Source organism: Exiguobacterium sp. J17977 (assembly GCF_018616375.1).
In the GTDB taxonomy this organism is placed as follows: domain Bacteria; phylum Bacillota; class Bacilli; order Exiguobacteriales; family Exiguobacteriaceae; genus Exiguobacterium; species Exiguobacterium mexicanum.
On record NZ_JAEQBB010000001.1, the window covers coordinates 391,794 to 412,346 of the forward strand.

The 20,553-nt window shown below is 54.6% G+C and carries 18 protein-coding genes and 1 riboswitch; of the genes, 14 read left to right on the forward strand and 4 right to left on the reverse strand.

Annotated features, from left to right (window positions below):
* The first annotated feature begins 56 nt into the window (after window positions 1–56).
* From KNO58_RS01910 to KNO58_RS01935, 6 genes are all read left to right on the forward strand, one after another.
* Window positions 57–2,909, forward strand: coding sequence for an EAL domain-containing protein (locus KNO58_RS01910; RefSeq protein ID WP_214751625.1), 2,853 nt, complete (start codon window positions 57–59; stop codon window positions 2,907–2,909).
* 107 nt (window positions 2,910–3,016) lie between these two features.
* A complete protein-coding gene (locus tag KNO58_RS01915; protein ID WP_285222544.1) occupies window positions 3,017–4,090 on the forward strand; it encodes a nitric oxide synthase oxygenase in 1,074 nt (357 codons plus the stop codon).
* 18 nt (window positions 4,091–4,108) lie between these two features.
* Entirely contained in the window at window positions 4,109–4,525 is a 417-nt protein-coding gene (locus KNO58_RS01920) for an RDD family protein (protein ID WP_251026018.1), read from the forward strand.
* 133 nt (window positions 4,526–4,658) lie between these two features.
* Complete coding sequence (locus KNO58_RS01925) at window positions 4,659–5,510, forward strand: DegV family protein (protein ID WP_138858978.1); 852 nt, start codon at window positions 4,659–4,661, stop codon at window positions 5,508–5,510.
* 23 nt (window positions 5,511–5,533) lie between these two features.
* On the forward strand, window positions 5,534–5,857 hold the full coding sequence (locus KNO58_RS01930; RefSeq protein ID WP_214751631.1) for a thioredoxin family protein: 324 nt from the start codon (window positions 5,534–5,536) through the stop codon (window positions 5,855–5,857).
* Between the two features lie 106 nt (window positions 5,858–5,963).
* Window positions 5,964–6,857 carry a DUF5996 family protein gene (locus KNO58_RS01935; RefSeq protein ID WP_214751633.1) on the forward strand — a complete coding sequence of 298 codons (894 nt, stop codon included), beginning with the start codon at window positions 5,964–5,966 and terminating at the stop codon, window positions 6,855–6,857.
* Window positions 6,858–6,988: 131 nt separating this feature from the next.
* Here the strand turns inward: KNO58_RS01935 and KNO58_RS01940 are convergent, their stop codons facing one another.
* The 3 genes from KNO58_RS01940 to KNO58_RS01950 form a co-directional block, all read right to left on the reverse strand.
* On the reverse strand, window positions 6,989–7,717 hold the full coding sequence (locus KNO58_RS01940; protein WP_251026019.1) for a DUF4261 domain-containing protein: 729 nt from the start codon (window positions 7,715–7,717) through the stop codon (window positions 6,989–6,991).
* 86 nt (window positions 7,718–7,803) lie between these two features.
* Window positions 7,804–10,125, reverse strand: a complete 2,322-nt coding sequence (locus KNO58_RS01945) for an ABC transporter permease (protein WP_214751637.1) — start codon at window positions 10,123–10,125, stop codon at window positions 7,804–7,806.
* Between the two features lie 5 nt (window positions 10,126–10,130).
* On the reverse strand, window positions 10,131–10,829 hold the full coding sequence (locus tag KNO58_RS01950; protein ID WP_214751639.1) for an ABC transporter ATP-binding protein: 699 nt from the start codon (window positions 10,827–10,829) through the stop codon (window positions 10,131–10,133).
* 169 nt (window positions 10,830–10,998) lie between these two features.
* On the opposite strand from KNO58_RS01950, the gene KNO58_RS01955 reads away from it, so the two are divergent.
* Together KNO58_RS01955 and KNO58_RS01960 are read left to right on the forward strand one after the other, a co-directional pair.
* Window positions 10,999–11,829, forward strand: coding sequence for a DegV family protein (locus KNO58_RS01955; protein WP_214751641.1), 831 nt, complete (start codon window positions 10,999–11,001; stop codon window positions 11,827–11,829).
* Between the two features lie 128 nt (window positions 11,830–11,957).
* On the forward strand, window positions 11,958–13,640 hold the full coding sequence (locus KNO58_RS01960) for a GGDEF domain-containing protein (RefSeq protein WP_214751643.1): 1,683 nt from the start codon (window positions 11,958–11,960) through the stop codon (window positions 13,638–13,640).
* A gap of 342 nt (window positions 13,641–13,982) precedes the next feature.
* Here the strand turns inward: KNO58_RS01960 and KNO58_RS01965 are convergent, their stop codons facing one another.
* Window positions 13,983–14,624, reverse strand: coding sequence for a homing endonuclease associated repeat-containing protein (locus KNO58_RS01965; protein WP_235045171.1), 642 nt, complete (start codon window positions 14,622–14,624; stop codon window positions 13,983–13,985).
* Window positions 14,625–15,076: 452 nt separating this feature from the next.
* On the opposite strand from KNO58_RS01965, the gene KNO58_RS01970 reads away from it, so the two are divergent.
* The 6 genes from KNO58_RS01970 to KNO58_RS01995 all read left to right on the forward strand — a co-directional run bounded on the left by KNO58_RS01970 (window position 15,077) and on the right by KNO58_RS01995 (window position 20,533).
* A complete protein-coding gene (locus KNO58_RS01970) occupies window positions 15,077–15,889 on the forward strand; it encodes an undecaprenyl-diphosphate phosphatase (RefSeq protein WP_214751645.1) in 813 nt (270 codons plus the stop codon).
* A 95-nt stretch (window positions 15,890–15,984) separates the two neighbouring features.
* A riboswitch (FMN riboswitch) is annotated at window positions 15,985–16,127 on the forward strand.
* Between the two features lie 152 nt (window positions 16,128–16,279).
* Window positions 16,280–17,359, forward strand: a complete 1,080-nt coding sequence (gene ribD / locus KNO58_RS01975) for a bifunctional diaminohydroxyphosphoribosylaminopyrimidine deaminase/5-amino-6-(5-phosphoribosylamino)uracil reductase RibD (protein WP_214751646.1) — start codon at window positions 16,280–16,282, stop codon at window positions 17,357–17,359.
* Window positions 17,340–17,981, forward strand: a complete 642-nt coding sequence (gene ribE, locus KNO58_RS01980) for a riboflavin synthase (RefSeq protein ID WP_214751647.1) — start codon at window positions 17,340–17,342, stop codon at window positions 17,979–17,981. Before ribD ends, ribE begins: the two co-directional genes overlap by 20 nt.
* Window positions 17,981–19,165: a 3,4-dihydroxy-2-butanone-4-phosphate synthase gene (gene ribB / locus KNO58_RS01985; RefSeq protein ID WP_214751648.1), complete on the forward strand. Its 1,185-nt coding sequence runs from the start codon at window positions 17,981–17,983 to the stop codon at window positions 19,163–19,165. Before ribE ends, ribB begins: the two co-directional genes overlap by 1 nt.
* The gene (gene ribH, locus KNO58_RS01990) at window positions 19,162–19,626 is read left to right on the forward strand and encodes a 6,7-dimethyl-8-ribityllumazine synthase (RefSeq protein ID WP_285222545.1); all 465 of its coding nucleotides are present in this window, start codon (window positions 19,162–19,164) and stop codon (window positions 19,624–19,626) included. Before ribB ends, ribH begins: the two co-directional genes overlap by 4 nt.
* Before the next feature lie 91 nt (window positions 19,627–19,717).
* Window positions 19,718–20,533 (forward strand): ZIP family metal transporter, encoded by an 816-nt coding sequence (locus KNO58_RS01995; RefSeq protein ID WP_214751649.1) that lies wholly within the window; start codon window positions 19,718–19,720, stop codon window positions 20,531–20,533.
* The last annotated feature ends 20 nt before the right edge of the window (window positions 20,534–20,553 follow it).

The window sequence follows — 20,553 nt, forward strand, 5'->3', positions numbered from 1 at the left end:
ATTTATACAATTAGAGACGTTTAGCATGACATTCGTCACACTAAGGAGTGAAGTGCATGGGCTTTTTCCGGAATTGGAAACCAGTATTGGAAGTGAACGTTGAACAAATCAATCGAAATGAACGAATCAACCTTGATCCCCTCCTGATTGATCAATATCCTGACGCGGTTTACGTGCTAGACAGTGAGATGAATTTAATAGATTCGAACGAGAAGCTCTCCCTTTTGTTCCAAGGAAAAGAAGCGCGCTTTTTAAAACCAGACACTTGGCTGAGCAGGCAGGAGATGGAGCGTATCATCTCGTTTCATCAACGAGCTCTTCAAGGCGAGACGGTCCATTACGAGCTGAAGGCCGTGAATGAGGACCAGAAACGAATCCACCTGTCCGTGACGAATACGCCGCTCTATACGGGACATGTCATTACCGGATTGTACGGTATCGTGAAAGACTTGACGACACAGACGGAACTGCGCGAACGATACAATAAGTTGGTTGTCAGTCGGGTATTATTTGAGCGGATTCCGGGGTTGATTTTGGTTGAACTCGACCTTGAGACGGGTGAGTTCTATCACTCTCCACAAACAGGAAAGTTGCTTGGATTGTCACAACGTCAACTAGACATGATGGAGCGTGAACATTTCCGTAACTTGATTCACGAAGAAGACCGGCCGACGTTCGCGGCAGCCGTCAATCGATTGATTCAAAAAACGAACGAGTTTCAGTATGAGACACAACTGCGAGTCTTCAATCCGACGCGACAAAGTTTTTTAAACATGATTGTGAAAGTCGGAATGTCTAAAGATCGAAAAACAATTACATGGGCCATGTTCGACGTCACGAACTTGACGAGCGTGGAAGCGGAGCTGACCGAGGAACGGTCAAAAGTAAAGCAGTTGTGCGAGATTGTCGACTCGGTCATTTTCGAGCGCTATTTCGAATCGAAACAGTTCAAGTTTTTGACGCCGGGCTTTGCGCACGTCTTCGGGTATACGGAAGAGCAGTTCAATGCCCATCCGGATTACTGGCAAAAAGTCGTCGTCCCGGATGACATCCCGAAAATTCATCAGGCGCGGGAAATGACACTGAGTGGGAAATCTTCCACGTTCTCGTACCGGATATTTGCTAAAGGGGAAGTGAAGTGGATCGAAGAGAACCGGGAACCGATGTTTTCAGAGTCCGGGCAAGTGATCGGGCTGCGCACCCTTGTCAAAGACATCACGCAATTGAAACAGCAACAGGAAGAGATTTTCCGTCTCGCCTCGCTCGACCCGATCACAAACCTGCCGAACCGCGAATCGATTACGGAGACGGTATACGAGCTGACGCAAAAACGGGCCCCGTTCACGTTGTTCTCGTTGTCGTTCAATCGGATTGCGGAGATCAATCATACGTTCGGATTTGAGCTCGGAGATCAATGGCGCGTCGTGACCGTCAACCGGTTGATTCGTTTGCTACCGAAGGATGCGGTGCTCGGTCATTTAGATGCCGACAACGTATTGATTGTCCTGCCGCGGCGGATGGAAGATACGGACGTGCTCGCGCTCGGCAATAAACTCGGTACGCTCTCGAAACACCGATTCCGGGTCGACGTGTACGATTTGTTCGCCCGCATTTCCATCGGGGTCAGCCGCTATCCGGACGACGGGGCGCAAGCGAGCGAATTGATTCAACGGGCCTGTATCGCAATGAACCGGTCCGATCGCAAAGTGGGGAGCCAGCTCGAGCTGTACTCGTCTCAGATGGACATCGAATCGCTGAAGCGCTATGAACTGCTCCGTGATATGCGGGGCGCTCTTGAGACGAAACAGTTCTATCTCATGTATCAGCCGAAAGTGAACGCCTGGACGGGTGAAATCATCGGGGCCGAGGCGCTCATGCGTTGGACGCATCCGACGTGGGGCTCGATCTCGCCGGCCGAATTCATCCCGCTCGCCGAGGAAAGCAGTCTTCACCTCGACTTGACGAACTGGCTGATTGAAGAAGTGTGCCGCTATGTGATGACGCTTCCGAAAAAAATCCCAATCTCGATTAACGTGTCGGCCAAATATTTGTATCAGGAGCATTTCGAGCGCGTACTCGAGGATACGCTCGACCGTTTCGGTGTCCCGAACGGCTATCTCGAAGTCGAAATCTCTGAGACGTCGCTGTTAGAGGACGCCCAACAGATTACGCAAGCGTTCGAACGCTTGAATCGTCTCGGCATTCCGATCGCCTTCGATGATTTCGGAAAAGGCTATTCGTCGCTCGCTTACTTGCAGGCGTACAGTGCTCAAACGATTAAAATTGACCGCGTGTTCGCCCATCACGTCAGCCAGAATCGGAAAGCACAAGGCATCGTGCGCAGCCTGCTCGTCATCGCCGAGGAGTTCGGCATGGACGTCGTCGTCGAGGGTGTCGAATTGATGGAAGACCTGCTCTGTTTGCGTAACTTCGGTTGCCAAGTCATTCAAGGATTCATCTTCAGTCGTCCGCTCAAAGAAACCGATTTCGAACGGGCGCTCGCTGATGGCGTGCTGACACCGGTCGAGGAGATGGTCGAGATGATTCAGCCGTCGAATCGATTGATTCATGCAGGTATCACCATCACCCGTCTGCGCAATCGCGACGTCACAGTCGGGACTTCCCCGATTTTGATTATGCGGCGCGGCTTCAATATGATTGCCTTTTATGGATCGATTCGGCTTCCGGTCGATAGCGAACTCGGTTTGGTCATCATTCTGAACGATGGAAAAAATCCGTTTTCGATTCGGGTGAATCGTTTGACCGAGCTCGCCAACGGGCTGTATCAGTACGAGGCGTCTTATGAACAAACGGTCGAACTCGAGAAACGACTGACCGCTCTCGAGAGTGAGAAACCGAGAGGCTTTACGATTGAACAACCGAAAGACTTGGTCGTCGAGACCGAGTGAGACGAGCGGACCGCACATCGGTCCGCTCTTTTTATGGCGTCCGGGTAGAAAACGGGTGAGGTTTCCCTTAAGATGGGAGGGACAGAATGAAAGAGGAGATACATGAGATGGACATTCAGGCAGCCCGACACTTTTTCTCACAATTAGAAGGCGATCACGCGGACCGGATTGAAGAAATCGAGCAGTCGATTGCACGTACAGGGACGTATACGCTCACGACCGAAGAGTTGACGGAAGGCGCCAAGCTCGCCTGGCGAAACTCGAACCGCTGCATCGGCCGTTTGTTTTGGCAAACGCTCACCGTCCGGGACGCCCGGCATGCAGAGACGTTCGACGACGTGTTCGAGGCACTCGTCGACCACCTGCGCTACGCGACGAACGGCGGGAAAATCCGCTCGACGATGACGGTGCTCCCGAACGAGTTCCGGTTGTTGAACGCGCAACTCGTTCGCTACGCGGCGTATGAGACGGAAGACGGCATCGTTGGCGATCCGCTGTCCTTGACGATGACGCGACAGGCCGAACGACTCGGTTGGAGCGGGGCGGGAACCGCGTTTGACGTCTTGCCGCTGTTGATTACGGACGGTCGCGAGGTTCGGCTCTATGAACTGCCGGACGACGCGGTACTCGAGGTCGACATTCGGCACGATACGTACGATTTGTTCGACGGTCGCCCGATTAAATGGCATGCCGTCCCGGCCATCGCCGACATGGAGCTCGAGATTGGCGGCCTGCGCTTCACATCGGTCCCGTTCAACGGCTGGTATATGGAGACCGAGATTGGGGCGCGAAACTTGGCCGATACGGACCGCTATAACCTCTTGCCGATCGTCGGCGCGTCGCTCGGGCTCGATACGTCGAAAGAGCGGACGCTTTGGCGCGACCGGGCCCTCGTCGAATTGAACGTCGCCGTCTTGCAGTCGTTCGAACGGGCCGGCGTGACGATTGTCGACCACCATACGGCGGCGAAGCAGTTCAAACGGTTCGAAAAGAACGAGCTGGACGCCGGGCGCGACGTGACCGGGCAATGGAGCTGGCTCATCCCGCCGCTGTCCCCGGCCGCCACGCACGTGTTTCACCGCCACTATGATGACAAAATTGTGACGCCGAACTTGTTCGCGCGTTCGGGTTGTCCGTTTTCGGCGTTTCAAGCGAAGGCAAAAGAGGAATCTAAAGCCTAGAACCGAAACGAGAGGATGATGAACGTGGCAGTCCCAATTTGGAAACGTGCCGTTGCCAGTCAAATCGACCAACTTATTTTTCAAACGCCGGCGAAACTCGTCGAGAAGACGATTCGGAAAAAGTTGTTTCCTGGAAAAGAAGTGAAACGTTACTATTTACCGACGCTCGTGACGATAGCTGGGGAAGTGTACTTCCTGCTCAACAAAAATGGCCAGACGATTGGCGACCAGGTCGTCGGGATTAAAGTCGTCAGTCAAGACGGGCGCCCGCTCTCGCTCGAACAAGTGGTGAAGCGGACGTTATATAAAGACGTCGTCTACCCGGCCACGCTCGGTCTGCCGCTGTTAAAAGCGTTGCAACAGATCAAGTCGGGCAAAGACATGGAATTGCCGCACGATGAATTTGCCCATACGAAACTGATTTCGACACGATGAGTCGAAGCCGAGGACAGCGCGACGACAAGTCGGGCTGTCTTTTTTCGGGCGAATCAGTCGGAAAGGAACGAATCCAAAAAATAAGGTATAATGAGAAAGGAAAAAATTGAACGACCATTGGAGGATTTTTGTTATGACCAAAATCGCATGGATTACCGATAGTATGGCCAATTTCTCGAAGGAAGAGGCGGCCCGTCTCGGTGTCGATATCGTCCCGATTCAACTGATTGTAGACGGCAGCGGCTACAGCGAAGTCGACTTGTCGCTCGAAGACTTGCACCGCTACATGATCGACCAAAAGAAAGAGGCGAAGACATCACAGCCGATTTTCGGTGACTTCATCGCCCGTTATGAGCGTTTGAAAGAAGAAGGGTATGACTGCGCCATCGCCGTCCACTGCTCGAACGGCTTGAGTTCGACCGTGAAAAACTCGAGTGCGGCGGCTGAAGCGGCTGGCTTCAAAGTTTATACGGTCGATTCGCACGCAGCGCTCGAAGCGCAGCAAGAACTCGTCCGTCTCGGTCTCGCCGCCGAGGCGGAAGGCAAGTCGGTCGAGGAAATCGTCGCTTTGCTCGAGGCATGGCGCGATAAGAAAAACTTCTTCATGATTATCGGCAACATGGAAACGATGCGCCGCGGAGGCCGTGTCTCGTCAGGCGAGATGTTCCTCGCCAATATCTTGAACATCAAACCAATCATCACGCTCGATGAGACGGGGAAAGTCATCCCGTTCAAAAAAGCACGGTCGCTCAAGAAAGCATACGCCGAGATGGTAACCGAGCTCGAACGCCGTCACGCTGCGAACGGCATCCACAACAACCGTGTCTTCGTCCAGACGGCACTCGCGCCGGAGATGCAAGACAACATCGTCGCGCTCATTCAAGCGAAATTGCCAGACATTGAAATCGTCAAGACGCGTTTCTGTCCGTCGATTGCCGTCCACGCAGGTTTTGAGACGGTCGGGATTCTCTGGCTCAACGCGTAACCGTACGTAAAGGAGGGAGTTTGATGGAAGCTGTCACCACGCTCACGGCGTTACAGGACCGGATTGCGGACTCGGACCAATTGCTCGTCTACGTCTCGCATCCAACCTGTAGCGTCTGCCACTCGCTCAAACCGCAAGTCGAAGAGATGTTGACGGAGTTCCCCGAAATCGAGGCGGTCGCCGTCGATTCGGATTTAGTACCGGAAATTGCCGGCGCCTATTCGATTTTCACCGTACCGGTCGTCCTGTTTTTCCTTGACGGCCGAGAAACGCTTCGCCGGGCCCGGTTCGTCCCGATTGGCGAGCTGACCCATCAACTCGAGCGTCTTCAAGAGATGCGCAATTAAGTCCACAGACACGTGTCTGTGGATTTTTTTGGTTGTCGGAGCCGGACACGGGGAATCAGGAGAGTAGTCGCGTCACTTTTTCGAAGGAAGAAATGGGGAAACGCTCATGAATCTTATCCGCCACTCCGACTGGGCCGACACGAAGCTCACGCTGCATCTATTGTCACAGATTCTAGGGAAACTAAAGCTTTCACTCGCCCCGCAAGAACCACAATGGGCCCACGTCACGTTGCCGCTCACCGTGAACGGATTTTCGACCGGTCCGCTCTGGAGCGGAGAGACGTTGTTCGAGGTCGACATCGATGTCGCGGCCGGAATCATCACGGTGCACGTCGAGTCAAATCGGACGATGTTTCCGCTTGAGGACGGGAAATCGCTCAAAACGTATTACGCAGAGATGATCGGTACGCTTCAAGCGGCCGGTATTCGTCTTACCCTCAATCCGAAAACGCAGGAGATGAAAGAACTTCGATACTTGGACCGGGATGAGGCGCCGCTTGCTTATGATGCCGATGCCGCGTTGAAAGGGGTGCGTTTGTTCCAATTCGCCGCGCGGGAACAAGCGGCGTTTCTCGCGCCGCTCCGATGCCGGAAAGTGAAACCGGCCTTGTTCTGGGGCACGTTCGACGTGTCCTCGATGATCGTCTACGGGAAGTATGAGCCGTTCCTGGAAGACAAACCGATCGAGAAGGCGGCGTTCGATGAGCACATGATCGAGTTCGGATTTTGGCTCGGGGATGATTCCGTCGACGTGCCGACGTTCTTTATCCTGCCGTATCCGTTCCAATACACCGAGCTCGCCTCAGACCGGATTCAACCGGCGGACGCCTACTATGACGCCAAGATGAGCGAATGTTTCTTATCGCTCGAGAAGGTTGGGCGGTCCGGTGACGTCCAAGCCTTCTTCCGGACGTCGTTCGATGTGTTGAGCGAACAGCTCGGTTGGGAAGGGTGCGCGCACTATTTCTTGCCACTCGATATGCCGCCGCAACCAAAATAAGGGCCCGCAGACGAAAGTCTGTGAGCTCTTGTTTATTTCAATCGATTATTTGTAATGATTAAAAATAATCGATTATAATCGATTAATCAAAAAAAATCGATTCGGACTCCTGTCCAAATCGATCACTATGTTCAACCTTCAGTTGTTTGTGGCACAAGGTAAATCAAGCCGAACGGGTTATGGAGCAAGTTGTCGATTGACGTCCGCTCGTCTTCGCCCATCTCGACCGTGAACGTCTTGCCGTCCTCGAACGTGAAGCTGTCACCGTCTCCGAACATCGAACCACCCGAGATGAGGTGGAAGTTGAACGAGTGGACGACGTGAATCGCGTCTTCAATCTCGAGCGTGGCCGGTACGGCGACGTCGGCGTGACCGAACGCTTTCATGCCCCACGAGACGTAGGCGTCTTCTTCTTCCGTGATGGCCGTCAGAAGCGAGTAGTCAAGGGCGAGGTCTTCTTCTTTCGACTCCTGCCACTCGTCTTTCGAGTAGGCGACACCAGCCGTCTCGACCATGACACCGAGGCCACCGGCGTTCAAGATGGCGTTGGCCGCACGGCGCGCCGCCGCGATGTCAGACACGTCATTGACGTCGACAATCAAATAGACGATGTGCGTGTGGCGGGCGAGACCCTTCGCGATTTTCGGCGTGAAGCCGCCTGAACTGGCATGAATCATCGCCTCGGCGAGGGCCGGGTCGCGCTCGACGACTTCGACCGTGAACGCTTTTCCGGTCTCGTCTTCTAACAGCAACAGGCCTGCCATCGTGTAGCCTTCACTATGTAAACTGATTTGTTCGCTGACTGCCTCGGCCGATGACCAGTTTCCTGGGATGGCGAGCAATACTTGTGTACGGTTCATAAGAATCATCCTCTTCTTCAAATAGTCAGGCCCCTCACAGGGAGAGGCCCGGTCTCTTCTCTTATTATGCCCTATTTGGCGACAAATTATTCTTGATATGTCTTCAATACTTCTTGCAACGGAATTTGATCGATTTTACGACGGCTGACGAACGTGCTCGCAAAGAAGAGGATGGAGACCGCTCCGAGCGTATAGAGCAGGTAGATCCATTCGAATTCGAGCGGCAGGACGAGTCCATAGTCTTGGGCAAACAAGACGATGATGACGCGCAGGACGAACAGGGCGATCGGGATGCTGAGCAGCGCCGACACGAGCGCATAGATGAAGTAGCTGTTCAAAATCATCGAACGGACTTCACGGCGGTCATAGCCCATCACTTTCAACAGCGAGATGACGTAATAGTTTTTCTCGACCGTGAGCGCAGTCAAGACGAACAGGATACTGAAGGCAATCAAGGCAGAGCCGCCGATCATGACGTTCATCATCAAGTTCATATATTCATTAATGGACTTAGACTGGTCAATCAGGCTGTCACGTGACACGATCGTTGCATAGTCGGTCTCGTCCGGTCGTTCGGTCGCATAGATGCCGTTGAACAGTTCATCTGTCTCCCCGTCGGTCAGCTGGTCGCTCAAACTCGTGCGTGACAAATAGATGGTGTCACCCATATATTCGTCAGCAATACCGCGAATCGGATACGACAGCGTCTCGTCGTCGAGTTCGATGTCGAGCATATCCCCGGTCTCGAGTCCCAGCTTCAAGGCGAGCGAGGCACTGACGATGATGCTGTCTGCTTCCGGCGTCAATCTATCTCCGTTCTCGTCTTCAAGACGGTAAAGCGTGTTCGCTTCATCGAGCCCTTTCAACGTGACGAGCTTGTCATCGACAAAGGCGAACGGGTAGGTGAGGAACGGCTCTTGTCCGTCACGAAGTTCGGGTTGTGTCGTCGTGTACGCCTCGTACGCATAGTCGGCCTCATTCAATTCTCCGACAGTCATCCGATCGACGGCGCCGTTCATCATGAGAGCGAACACGATGAGGAGCGTCGAGAACAGGATGCCGAGGAAAAAGATGATGAAACTGCCCGTGCTTTTGACGGCGTACAAATATTTGAACTTCGTCTTGCCGCGGGCGTTGCGGAGCAGGCGGCTGACGAACCGGCTGAGACGATTGAGCGACAAGTTGTCTCGTGGCGAAAGTAAGGCGAGCGCGCTCTCACCCATGAGTTTATAAATGACGGCCCCGGCAACGAGTGCGAAAAAGAGAAGCGGGGCGAAGACCGCCGTGAGAAAAACAAATGGGCTTTGGGCGATGGTGATGGACGGCAAGAGATAAAAGTCGAGATACAAGTCTTTGAGCGGGTCGGCGAAATAGAGGCCGAGGAAATACCCGGCGATGAGCATGATGGTCGCGAAAGCTAGAATGAGCATGAGATACGGCGTCGCAATTTGCCGACGGCTATAGCCGATCGCTTTCAAGAGACCGATTTGGCCACGTTCAGACTCGAGCATGTTCGAAATCAGAATGCCGACGATGATGACAGCGATCGAGACGATGAAGAGGCTCAAACCGAGTGCCATCGCCTTTCCGGAAGAAATTTCACTATAGATGGCCCCGCTGCGCATGATATTCTCCGTCTCCATGACCGAGATGACGAATGGAAGCTCGACGTCCGTCACGACCGTCCCATCGGTGACACCGGCCAGACGGAACGATTCGTTCCCGTTCATCGCCTCATAGGCCGAATCTGTCATGAGCAGGAGCGTCTGTGTGCCTGGGTCGAGATTGAAGAAATTGTCGTCGAATAGCGGCAACGTGTAGTCCGGGAACAGGACGAACCCGGTCACCGTGAACGGTTCACCGAGATCAATCGTGTCACCGATTTTGATTCCGTTCTTTTCAGCCGATTTCGTATTGATGGCGACCTCATCGTCCGCGCTCGGACGACGACCTGACTCGAGATAGGACAGGTTGATGGCGTCCGCATCCTTTGCAACGAGCCCGCGATGTTCGCGGTCATCGAACGTGTAATTGAATAGCTTCGTGGAGCGAAGCTCGAGCGTCACGTCGCCCATCTCGCGCTCGACGGCGTCGAGGCGTGCCACCATCAAGTCATCGAACGCTTCCGCGTCGGCTTGTTTCAAGTCGGCGAGCGTGTACTTCCCGGAGGCGAGAAAGGCAGCCAACTCGGGCGCAGCCGCCTCTTCTTCGGTGACGCGGTTGAGCATCTCGACGGCGAAATCTTCTTGATTCGAGGACGCCAAAAACTCCTCGGTCGGGACCTCGATGCCACTGATGCCGTAAAACATCATCGTATACGTGAGCGAACTCATGACGATGATGACGGCGATGGCGAGGAGTTGCATCCACTTGCCGGCGAGCGTCTTCCACACGTTTTTATACAGCATCTGTTTCACCCCCAATGGATGTCGCGAGCAGATCGTTTAATCGGGTTATGCGTCAATTCAATAATTCGACCCGAGTTCATTTTGATGACGTCATCTGCCATCTCGCTGATGCCGGTGTTATGCGTGATGACGACGACGGTCTTGTCATACTCCTTATTCAACCGTTCGAGCAGTTCGAGCACCCGTTTCGAGTTGTCCTCGTCGAGCGACCCGGTCGGTTCGTCACAGAAGACGATGGACGGATTTTTGGCGAGGCTGCGGGCGACCGAGACGCGCTGTTGCTCGCCGCCGGACAGTTGATACGGATATTTGTCGCGGGCGTCCGTCAGCCCGACCTGCTCGAGCAGCTCATCGATCGGGAGCGGGTTGTCGGATAGGTCGGCCCCGATTTGAATGTTTTCATAGATGGTCAAATTTTGCAGCAAATTATACTGTTGGAAGATGAAGCCGAGATGGTCGCGTCGGAACGTGGTCATCTGTTCCGGGGACAGCTCGGTCAAGACGGTATCGTCGAACGTGATCGTCCCGGACGTCACCGTGTCGAGTCCGCTGATGACGTTCAACAGCGTGCTCTTGCCGCTCCCGCTCGGGCCGAGGATAACGACGAACGCGCCGTCCTGAATCGTCAACTCGATGTCTTTCAGCGCCGCCGTCTCCACGTCCCCGGTCTTGTAGATTTTATTGACATGCTCGATGTGAATCATAGTGACTCCTCCTTTGTCCGATGCTATCTTTTACCCGTTTCAAGCGCAATCTGGACGGGAATATGTGAAACTTCAAGGGAAATCAATTTTTGAAAAAATAGTGAAACCGCTTCACTTGTGATAAAATAATATTACCAGGTACTAATTTTGATTGAAGGAGAGCCTTAACATGAAAATTGCTTATATCACGGACAGCACCGTCGTCCTTCCAGATTCGATTCAGCACCACCCGGATATTCACATCGTCCCGCTCTACGTCGTCAAAGGTGACCAACCGTATAAAGATGGGGTCGAGGTTGACGCTAAGACCGTATACGAATGGATTGACGCGGGCGAACGCGTCTCGACGAGCCAACCGGCCATCGGCGACTTCGTCACGTTGTATGAAAGCATCAAAGACCAATATGATATGGGCATCGCCGTCCACTTGTCGTCCGACTTGAGCGGCACGTATTCAGCGTCGGTCCAAGGCGCAGAGATTGCCGAGTTCAAACTGCTCGCGATTGACTCACGGGCCGGCATCTATACGATGGGACTCATGCTCGAAGAGTTGATTGAACGGGTCGAACGCGGCGATGCGCTCGAGGATGTCGAGGCGTATATGAAACAACGTGTCGAGGACGTCCGCATCGAGTTGATTTTGCAAAACTTGACGCAGATGCAAAAGGGCGGGCGCATCTCGAAGTCGAAAGCGCTCATCGGCAACATGTTGCAGTTGAAACCGGTGCTTCGCTTCGAGGACGGGCTCATCGTCCCATATCAGACGGTTCGGACGTATAAAAAGGCGCAAGCCCAACTGTTCGAAGCGCTCCGTCAAGCCATCGACTCAGGCGAATGCACAGATGTCTCGATCTTCCACGGGAATGTGCCCGAGCTGGCCGAGTCATGGAAACGAGAACTCGGTGACAAAGCCAAGATTCGGGTCGATACGCTCGCACCGCTTCTCGGAGCACACACGGGATCGGGCTCCATCGGCATCTCATTCTTAAAAGCGAAGTGACCAAAAGATCGTGACGAGAGTCGCGGTCTTTTTTTCATTGTCAAAACTTTCAAACAACGGCTGGAATCTTCAACCAAGAACCTTCATACTATGTAAGAATGATAACGGAAAAGGAAAGGGGGGAGACGATGCGATTTCGGAAGTACCTCGTCAGGAGCTGGTTCTCGTGGTCGATCGTCTTCATGGGGATTCTCGCCTATATGTGGCTCGGGATCGGAACGTTTGATTGGTCGTTGTTTTGGTTCATCTTTACACTCGGCGCCCTGTTCGTCATGAACCCGCTCAAGCGGCGGCACTTGCACTTCACGTTCCATGAGATGTTCGTCTTCATGACGTTCTTCTTGTACGGTCTGCTCCCGGCCCTGCTGATGGGGCAACTCTTGTTGCTCACGTTCCAGGCCCGGACGTTCACGAACAAGGTCGGGCGGCGACGGTTTTTACATTTCTATCCGCTCAACACGTTGATTGAGGCGATGCTGCTCGTCTTTCCAGGTCTCGTCTATTTGCGTCTCGGCGGAGAGATTGGACCGAACGTCCATCTGCTCGAACAAGGTACGGCGTTACTCGGCTTCTTCGCCGTCTTGTTCTTTGTTCTCGGATTCAGCTTCCTCTTATCACGGTTTTTGATCGGCGAACGGATTCCGCTCCCGATCATGTGGCGTCTGCTCCGATTCGACTGGCTCGTCATCTCGCTCGAGCTGTTGTTCACGATGGTCGCGATCGAGGCGTTCCAATTGTTCGGCTATACCGGCCTGATGGCGACGTTCCTCATCTTATCGCTCCTCAAGATGGGATTGTCCAAAGCGACCGAGACCGAGGAGACACAGTCGAAAATCGACCAAGTCGAACGTTTGAAAGAACAGCTCTACCGGGTCGACAATGAGCAACTGCTCATCGAGAAGTTTTGGAACGGATTGCGGGAAGTCGTCGAACTCGAGCGCGGCTGGCTGCAAGTCAATCGAACCGGCGACCGCACGTTCTACGACGTCAGCGGACGAAAGTCGAAACCGATCGGCGACGCCTTTACGCTCGAACGTCATCGCGATGCGGAAGAGCCGTATTTCGTGTACGATTCGCTCCATGAGTGGCATCCCGACCTGCAAGCGCACCAGACCGAGCTGCATCATTCGGCCCTCGTCATTCAGCCGGTGTCGAGCACGACGAACGCCGTCAGCTGCATGATTTCGACGACGGCGAACGGCGCGTATGAAGAGGCGATTGCCGTCGAGATTCACCGACTATTGAAAACCTTGTCCTGGTCGCTCGAGCGGATCGACGAGCGGAACCGGCTCCAGCATGAGAGCCTGACCGACCCGATGACGGGACTGCCGAACCAGCGGGCGCTCAAACGGTGGACGAAGGAGCGGTTGAACGACATCGCCTCGTATCCGTTGTCCGTGTTCTTGGTCGACTTGGATCACTTCAAGGCGATTAACGACACGTACGGCCATGCGTTCGGGGATGAAGTGCTCATCGAGGCTGGGGCGCTGTTTAGTCGTCTCGTCCGGAGTGGGGACCTCGTCACCCGCTACGGCGGCGAGGAGTTCGTCTTCGTCTTCCCGCGCATGAACGAGGCGGCCGCGCTCGTGACGGGGGAGAAGATTCGTCAAGCGCTCCGCGTCCATCCGTTCGGCTCCGAAGGGATCCGCGTCCAAGTGACGGCGAGCATCGGTATCGAGACGATTCATGAGTACGAGGATCTTGACACGCTGCTCCGCCATGCCGATCGAGCTATGTATGTCGGTGCGAAATTCAACGGCCGGGACCGTGTCGCCCATTATCGCGATACGTCGACGGAACGGATTCAATGATAAAAAGGAGAATCTCAATCATCGAGATTCTCCTTTACTTATGTTCCGCCATGACTAGACTCGAACAGACATGAAGCTTAACCAGTTTCTATCATTTGAGATTTGTCTGTAACGCAGGTGATATGTGTTCGGATTTGCTAACCAAGGCCGGCGCCCGAACTCCTAGGGGAGAGCGATGCAAGGATGACACCGTAAAGCGCGGCACGCGCTACGGAGGCATCCGCATCGCCCCAGGAACGGAGGGTGCCGGCTGAGGTGGAGATCCTCTATAATCAAGCAATCAATTGTTACCACGATAAAGGAGGACACCGGATACCCGGCGTCCTCCTTATGAATGAGAGATTATAATTTCTGATTGAAAATTTCTGACTCGACTGCATGAATCGCAGCTGACCACGAACCGTAGCGATGAAGAATCGCTTTCGTGGATGGTTTGTTGTTCCGTTTTGCCCATTCGCGATACGCTTCGAATGAAAGAGAGAAGCCCATCTCGTGAATCGCCTCGCGGAGTGCGGTGGAGAGCTCGGATTTCGAGTAGGTCACACTCGCTTCAAGTCCCGCTTCGGCGCAGGCGTCATGCCACGAACCGAACGTCTTGACGATATGGTAATGGCTCGGTGCTTTCGGATGAAGCTTGCGCCATTCCTGATACTTTTTGAGCGTGATAATCGATCCCATGTCGCGCGAGTAGAGGGCGAGTGTCTCGATGATATCTTCACGCGTGTATTTCGGCATCTTGTCCGGGAGATCGACGGTCGCCTCGCCGTGCCATTCATAACCGGCGATGGCGAGTGCCTCGGCCCACGATCCGAACTGTCGGATAATCGACTCGGGAGACGGCCAGCTTTGTTCCATCGCGAAGCGGCGATACACAGAGCGTCGTGGACGTTCCTTCAACAAGTCGCCGAGCAGCCGAATGCAGTGAATCATCCTCTGCTGTTCGGTGGACAAGTGGTGGGATTTAGTGGATAACGTTTGACTCAATGATGGTTCCTCCTTCCATGGACTCATATCTGAACCGACAAAGATGACGAAGTTGCTTCTACAATCATACTATCGGCCAGTTTTTACAATTTATAAGTGCATTTTTCAAGTTTTTTAAACCGTTTTTATGAATGGTTAGGTCTAAAGTCCTGTTACTACTTTGAAAAAATGGTAACAGTTCTATTACAAATTTAATATTAAATGGGTTCAATTGTAAACAAAAAGTTTTATCGTGGCTAATATGTAATAATCTGTACGAAAAAGTACCCAACTGGCCAATGGGGTCATCACCGTCGCACCAGTTGAGTACTCTTCTATAATAAATTTAATTTTCAGACTAATCAAATGAAAGTTTTGAAAATAACGATTTTTTTTTGAAAGGGTGGTCAGTGAAACGGACGGTCTGCTAAAATAATGGAATTGATGTAAAAAAGAAAAGAGGATATTACGATATGACAATATGGTTATTTTATCTCCTGCTCGGCTTGATTCAAGGGTTCACCGAGCCGATTCCAATCTCATCGAGCGGTCACTTGGTCATCTTCCAAGAGCTGTTTGATATCCAATTACCAGGTCTCTCATTCGAGATTTTCGTGAACTTTGCTTCACTGCTCGCCGTGTTGACGATTTATCGGCAGGACGTCGTCCGTCTCATCGTCAGTCTATGGACGTTCTTGTTTAAAAAGGACCGCCGTGACGAGACGATGGTCGACGTAAAGTTCATCGGGCTGTTGCTCGTCGCCACGGTCCCGGCCGGAGTGCTCGGCGTCTTGTTCGGCGATTGGATTGGCGAGACGCTCAGCGGCGTCGCCACAGTCGGGTATACGCTCATCTTGACGGGTATCGCGCTCTGGTTCATCCGGAACATGCGCGGGAACAAAGGCGACGGCGGCATCACGCTCCGTGACGCCATCTTGATCGGTCTCGCCCAAGCGGTCGCGCTCATCCCAGGCATCAGTCGTTCTGGAGCGACGATCGTCATGGCGATGCTACTCGGCATCAAGCAAGAGTCGGCACTCCGTTTCTCGTTCTTCCTCTTCATCCCGATCAGTGTCGGGACGATGATTTTAGACGGACCGGCGCTGTTCACGAATCCAGAAACACGCGATTTGTTCGGACCGCTCATCTTGGCGTTCATCGCCTCGTATGCGCTCACGGCCATCTCACTCAAGTGGTTCCAGCACATCATGGCGAAAGGCGAGCTCAAATACTTCTCGTTCTATTGCTGGATCGTCGGACTCCTCGTCGTGTTATTCTTAGCTTAATGTGCAAGGCGCTGCTCAGACGAGCGGCGCTTTTTTTGCGCATTTCGTTTTTGCCATTCCCTTATTTTTGCGTTAAAGTGGAGACGTACAAACAAATATTCCTTCGGGGTCGGGTGAAAGTCCCAACCGGCGGTGATGGGCGCGAGCCTTAAGTCCGTGACCCGGGCGCACGTGTGCGAACGGTGGATCTAGTGCGATTCTAGAGCCGACAGTATAGTCTGGATGGGAGAAGGAAACATGACAGGTCCACGCGACCTGTAGTTCGTCGTACGTTTTTCTGTAAAGAAAACGCTTATTTGGCTTGCCCAAATGACGATGGACGACTCCCACCGAGACCTTGAGGATCATTCCTTGAGGTCTTTTTGTTTGTACGAAACAAGGAGGGAGATTATGAATCAGTACATGCAACAAGCCATCCAATTGGCCAAATCCGCCTCATCGACCGGCGTCAATCCGCGTGTCGGCGCCGTCATCGTCAAGGACGGACGGGTCGTCGGGTTCGGCGCCCACTTGAAGGCCGGAGAGGCACACGCCGAAGTGCACGCCATCCGCATGGCCGGGGCCGCCGCCTATGGCGCGACGATGTACGTCACGCTCGAACCGTGCTCGCATCATGGCAAGACACCGCCGTGTGCCGATTTAGTCGTGGAGTCGGGCATCAAGCGTGTCGTCATCGCGATGACCGACCCGAATCCGCTCGTGGCGGGTCAAGGCATCGCTCGGTTGAAAGCGGCGGGGATTGACGTCGAGGTCGGTCTGCTCGAGCGCGAGGCGCGAGCGCTCAACGTGGCGTTCTTGCGTTCGCTCGAAACGAGACGGCCGTACGTCATCTTGAAGACGGCGACGAGCCTCGACGGCAAAGTCGCCCTCGATACCGGTGACAGCAAATGGGTGACCGGGACGGAAGCGAGACGGGACGTCCACGAACTGCGGTCGACGGTCGACGCGGTGTTGACCGGTGTCGGCACCGTGCTCGCCGATGATCCGGCCCTCACCGTTCGTCTAGACCACGAGACGACGCAACCGCTCCGGGTCGTGCTCGACCGTGAGTTGCGGACGCCGCTCTCGAGTCAGCTTGTCCGGACGGCGAAAGACGTGCCGGTGTTGCTCTACACGACGTCTGACGATGTATCGAAACGGGACGCGTTTATCGAGCGTGGCGTCGAACTCGCGGCGTACACGTCGCTCGACGCTGTCCTCCAAGACGTCTACGCACGCGGCATCGGTCGCCTGCTCGTCGAAGCGGGACCGACGCTCGTCACCTCGCTTTTGGACGGACAGTTCGTCGACGAGTGGGTCATGTATCAGTCGCCACGCGTGTTCGGCGGCAAGGGTGGTTTCTACCGCTCGCATCATGACGGTCCGCTCGATGCGGTCAATCGGTATGACGTGCAATCGGTCGAGACGGTCGGCACCGACATCAAGCTCATCATGCGAAAGGAGGAGTCCGATGTTCACGGGAATCGTTGAAGAAATCGGCAGTGTGAAAGCAGTGAAACGGAACGGGCCATCCCTCCGGCTCACGCTTGCCGGGAAGGTCGTGCTTGAGGATGTGAGGCTCGGTGACAGCATCTCTGTCAACGGTATCTGTCTCACGGTGACGACGTTCGACCGTGACAGTTTCTCGGTCGACGTCATGCCGGAGACGCTCAAGGCGTCGAGTCTCGACGGGGTCCGCCCCGGCACGAGCGTCAACTTGGAGCGGGCCATGCCCGCGAACGGACGCTTCGGCGGTCACTTCGTCTCGGGTCACGTCGACGGCGTCGGGCGCATCGTCAAAAAACGGTCGCTCGCGAACGCCGTCTATGTCGACATCAGCTGTGAGCCATCGCTCCTCCGCTATATCGTCCCGAAAGGTTCGATTTCGGTCGACGGGACGAGCTTGACGGTGTTTGACGTGACGGAACGCGGATTCACGTTGTCGCTCATCCCGCACACGTACAGTGAGACGGTGCTCGGGATGAAGCAGGCCGGGGACGCGGTCAATTTGGAATGTGACATGTTGGCTAAATATATGGAAAAACTCGTAAGTCAAAAACCGATGACGCTCGAATCATTGGCGTCGCAAGGGTATGGAAAGGCGGGATGGTAATGTTCCACTCGATTAAAGAAGCAGTCGAAGACTTGAAGATGGGACGACCGATCATCGTTGTCGATGATGAGGACCGGGAGAACGAAGGGGACTTCGTCGTCCTCGCGGACAAGATGACAGCGGAGACAATGAACTTCCTCATCACGGAAGGGAAAGGGCTCGTCTGTGCCTCCCTCGCCGAAGAAGTGGCCGTCCGGCTCGATTTGCAGCCGATGGTCGCGAACAGCACCGATCCGCACGGGACGGCGTTCACGGTCAGTGTCGACCACGTCGATTCGACGACGGGCATCTCGGCGAGCGAACGGGCCCATACGGTGCGCGAACTCGCGAACATCAACGCCCGCCCGGCCGATTTCCAACGTCCGGGACACATCTTCCCGCTTATCGCGAAAAAAGGTGGCGTCTCGGTCCGACGCGGACATACGGAGGCGTCGGTCGATTTGGCGCGCCTCGCCGGCAGTGAGCCGGTCGCCGTCATCTGTGAGATCATCCGCCCAGACGGCGAGATGGCCCGAGTGCCGGACCTTGTACGCGTCGCGGAAGCGCATGATTTAAAATTCATCACGATTGAGGCGCTCGTCCGCTATATGGAGACGGACCTCGTCGAACGGGAGGCGGACGTCTCGCTCCCCTCGGTGAAAGGGGACTTCCGATTGATCGGCTATCGGAACGTCCTCGACCGGGAAGAACATGTCGCACTCCTGAAAGGTGAGCTCGAACATGCGCCGCTCGTCCGGATCCATTCCGAGTGTCTGACCGGCGACGTGTTCGGCTCGTATCGTTGCGATTGCGGGCCACAGCTCGATACCGCGATGGCGAAAGTGGAAGCCGAAGGTGGTGTCATCTTGTACATGAGACAAGAAGGGCGCGGCATCGGTCTGCTCAACAAGTTGAAGGCGTACGAGTTACAGGAACAAGGGCTGGATACGGTCGAAGCGAACGTCGCTCTCGGTCTGCATGCCGATTTGCGCGATTACCGCGTCAGTGCGGCGATGTTGCGTGACCTCGGCGTCACGAGCGTCCGGCTCATGACGAACAATCCGGAGAAGGTCGACGCCTTGGAGGCGTGCGGCATCACCGTTATCGAACGTGTCCCGATTATCGTCGGCGCCCATGCGGCGAACGAGAAGTACCGAATGACGAAACAACAAAAAATGAATCACTTTGGAGGAGAAGAATCATGATGCATACATTTGAAGGAAACTTGGTTGGAAAAGGCTTGAAAGTCGGAATCGTCGTCGGACGGTTCAATGATCTCATCACGATGCGCTTGCTCGATGGGGCGAAAGACGCGTTGAAGCGCCACGGCGTCGAACAAGACGACGTCGAGCTCGCGTTCGTCCCGGGAGCGTTCGAACTTCCACTCGTCGCCAAGAAGATGGCGATGAGCAAGAAGTATGACGCCGTCATCACACTCGGTGCCGTCATTCGCGGGGCGACACCACACTTCGACTACGTCTGCAGTGAAGCAGCGAAAGGTGTCGCCCAGGCGAGCTACCAGTCAGAAGTACCGGTCATCTTCGGTGTTTTGACGACCGAGACGATTGAGCAAGCCATCGAGCGGGCCGGGACGAAAGCGGGGAATAAAGGTTGGGAAGCGGCCACGGCGGCCATCGAGATGGCGAACTTGATGCGCGCGTTTTAATAATGATGGAGGAGAGCGAACCAGCTCTCCTCTTTTTTCGTTAGCGACGCATGTTTGCCGGGAAAAGAATAGGGTGAAGGAGGCGACCGTGATGTGGGGATGGGTAGCTGATTTGAGCCCGGCAATGCAGGCGCTGCTCGGGACGATGTTCACGTGGGGGATGACTGCGCTCGGGGCGGCCGTCGTCTTCATGACGAAGTCGATTCACGAGCGGTTGATGGACAGCATGCTCGGATTTGCCGGCGGTGTCATGATTGCGGCCAGTTTTTGGTCACTCCTCGCCCCGGCCATCGAGATGGCGGAACAAGACGCGATGCCGGCCTGGTTGCCGGCCACCATCGGCTTTTTAGCGGGCGGACTGTTTTTAGCGGTCGTCGACAAACTGATTCCGCACGTGCATCCGACGCCTTCCTTAAAAGAAGTGGAAGGTTTCCGTCCGCAAAAACGGAAGCGGAGCACGTTGCTCGTCTTGGCCATCACGCTGCACAATATCCCGGAAGGACTGGCCGTCGGCGTCGCCTTCGGAGCGGTCGCCGCCGATTTCCCGTCCGCATCGCTGGCGGGCGCCATCGCCTTGGCCATCGGCATCGGCATTCAAAACTTTCCGGAAGGGGCTGCCGTTGCACTTCCGCTCAGACGGGATGGACTCTCCCGGCGCAAAAGCTTTTTCTACGGTCAGTTGTCGGGCATGGTCGAACCGGTGGCCGCTTTGGTCGGTGTCTGGGCCGTGCTCGTCATGGAACCGCTGTTGCCGTACGCGCTCAGCTTTGCCGCTGGGGCGATGATTTTCGTCGTCGTCGAAGAGGTCATCCCCGGGTCGCAAGAGAACGGACATAAAGATATGGCGTCGATGGCGCTCATGCTCGGCTTCACAATCATGATGATGTTGGACGTGGCGTTAGGATAAGCACAAGAAGGAGCGATGAC

Bases quoted from the DNA above. Each gene is read 5' to 3' on its own strand.
- KNO58_RS01935 (WP_214751633.1), top strand. From the start codon at position 5,964: ATGAATCTTATCCGCCACTCCGACTGGGCCGACACGAAGCTCACGCTG.
- KNO58_RS01930 (WP_214751631.1), top strand. From the start codon at position 5,534: ATGGAAGCTGTCACCACGCTCACGGCGTTACAGGACCGGATTGCGGAC.
- ribB (WP_214751648.1), top strand. From the start codon at position 17,981: ATGTTCCACTCGATTAAAGAAGCAGTCGAAGACTTGAAGATGGGACGA.
- KNO58_RS01950 (WP_214751639.1), bottom strand. From the start codon at position 10,829: ATGATTCACATCGAGCATGTCAATAAAATCTACAAGACCGGGGACGTG.
- KNO58_RS01995 (WP_214751649.1), top strand. From the start codon at position 19,718: ATGTGGGGATGGGTAGCTGATTTGAGCCCGGCAATGCAGGCGCTGCTC.
- KNO58_RS01945 (WP_214751637.1), bottom strand. From the start codon at position 10,125: ATGCTGTATAAAAACGTGTGGAAGACGCTCGCCGGCAAGTGGATGCAA.
- KNO58_RS01970 (WP_214751645.1), top strand. From the start codon at position 15,077: ATGACAATATGGTTATTTTATCTCCTGCTCGGCTTGATTCAAGGGTTC.
- KNO58_RS01910 (WP_214751625.1), top strand. From the start codon at position 57: ATGGGCTTTTTCCGGAATTGGAAACCAGTATTGGAAGTGAACGTTGAA.
- KNO58_RS01915 (WP_285222544.1), top strand. From the start codon at position 3,017: ATGGACATTCAGGCAGCCCGACACTTTTTCTCACAATTAGAAGGCGAT.
- KNO58_RS01960 (WP_214751643.1), top strand. From the start codon at position 11,958: ATGCGATTTCGGAAGTACCTCGTCAGGAGCTGGTTCTCGTGGTCGATC.
- ribD (WP_214751646.1), top strand. From the start codon at position 16,280: ATGAATCAGTACATGCAACAAGCCATCCAATTGGCCAAATCCGCCTCA.
- KNO58_RS01940 (WP_251026019.1), bottom strand. From the start codon at position 7,717: ATGAACCGTACACAAGTATTGCTCGCCATCCCAGGAAACTGGTCATCG.
- ribH (WP_285222545.1), top strand. From the start codon at position 19,162: ATGATGCATACATTTGAAGGAAACTTGGTTGGAAAAGGCTTGAAAGTC.
- KNO58_RS01955 (WP_214751641.1), top strand. From the start codon at position 10,999: ATGAAAATTGCTTATATCACGGACAGCACCGTCGTCCTTCCAGATTCG.
- KNO58_RS01920 (WP_251026018.1), top strand. From the start codon at position 4,109: ATGAACGTGGCAGTCCCAATTTGGAAACGTGCCGTTGCCAGTCAAATC.
- ribE (WP_214751647.1), top strand. From the start codon at position 17,340: ATGTTCACGGGAATCGTTGAAGAAATCGGCAGTGTGAAAGCAGTGAAA.
- KNO58_RS01925 (WP_138858978.1), top strand. From the start codon at position 4,659: ATGACCAAAATCGCATGGATTACCGATAGTATGGCCAATTTCTCGAAG.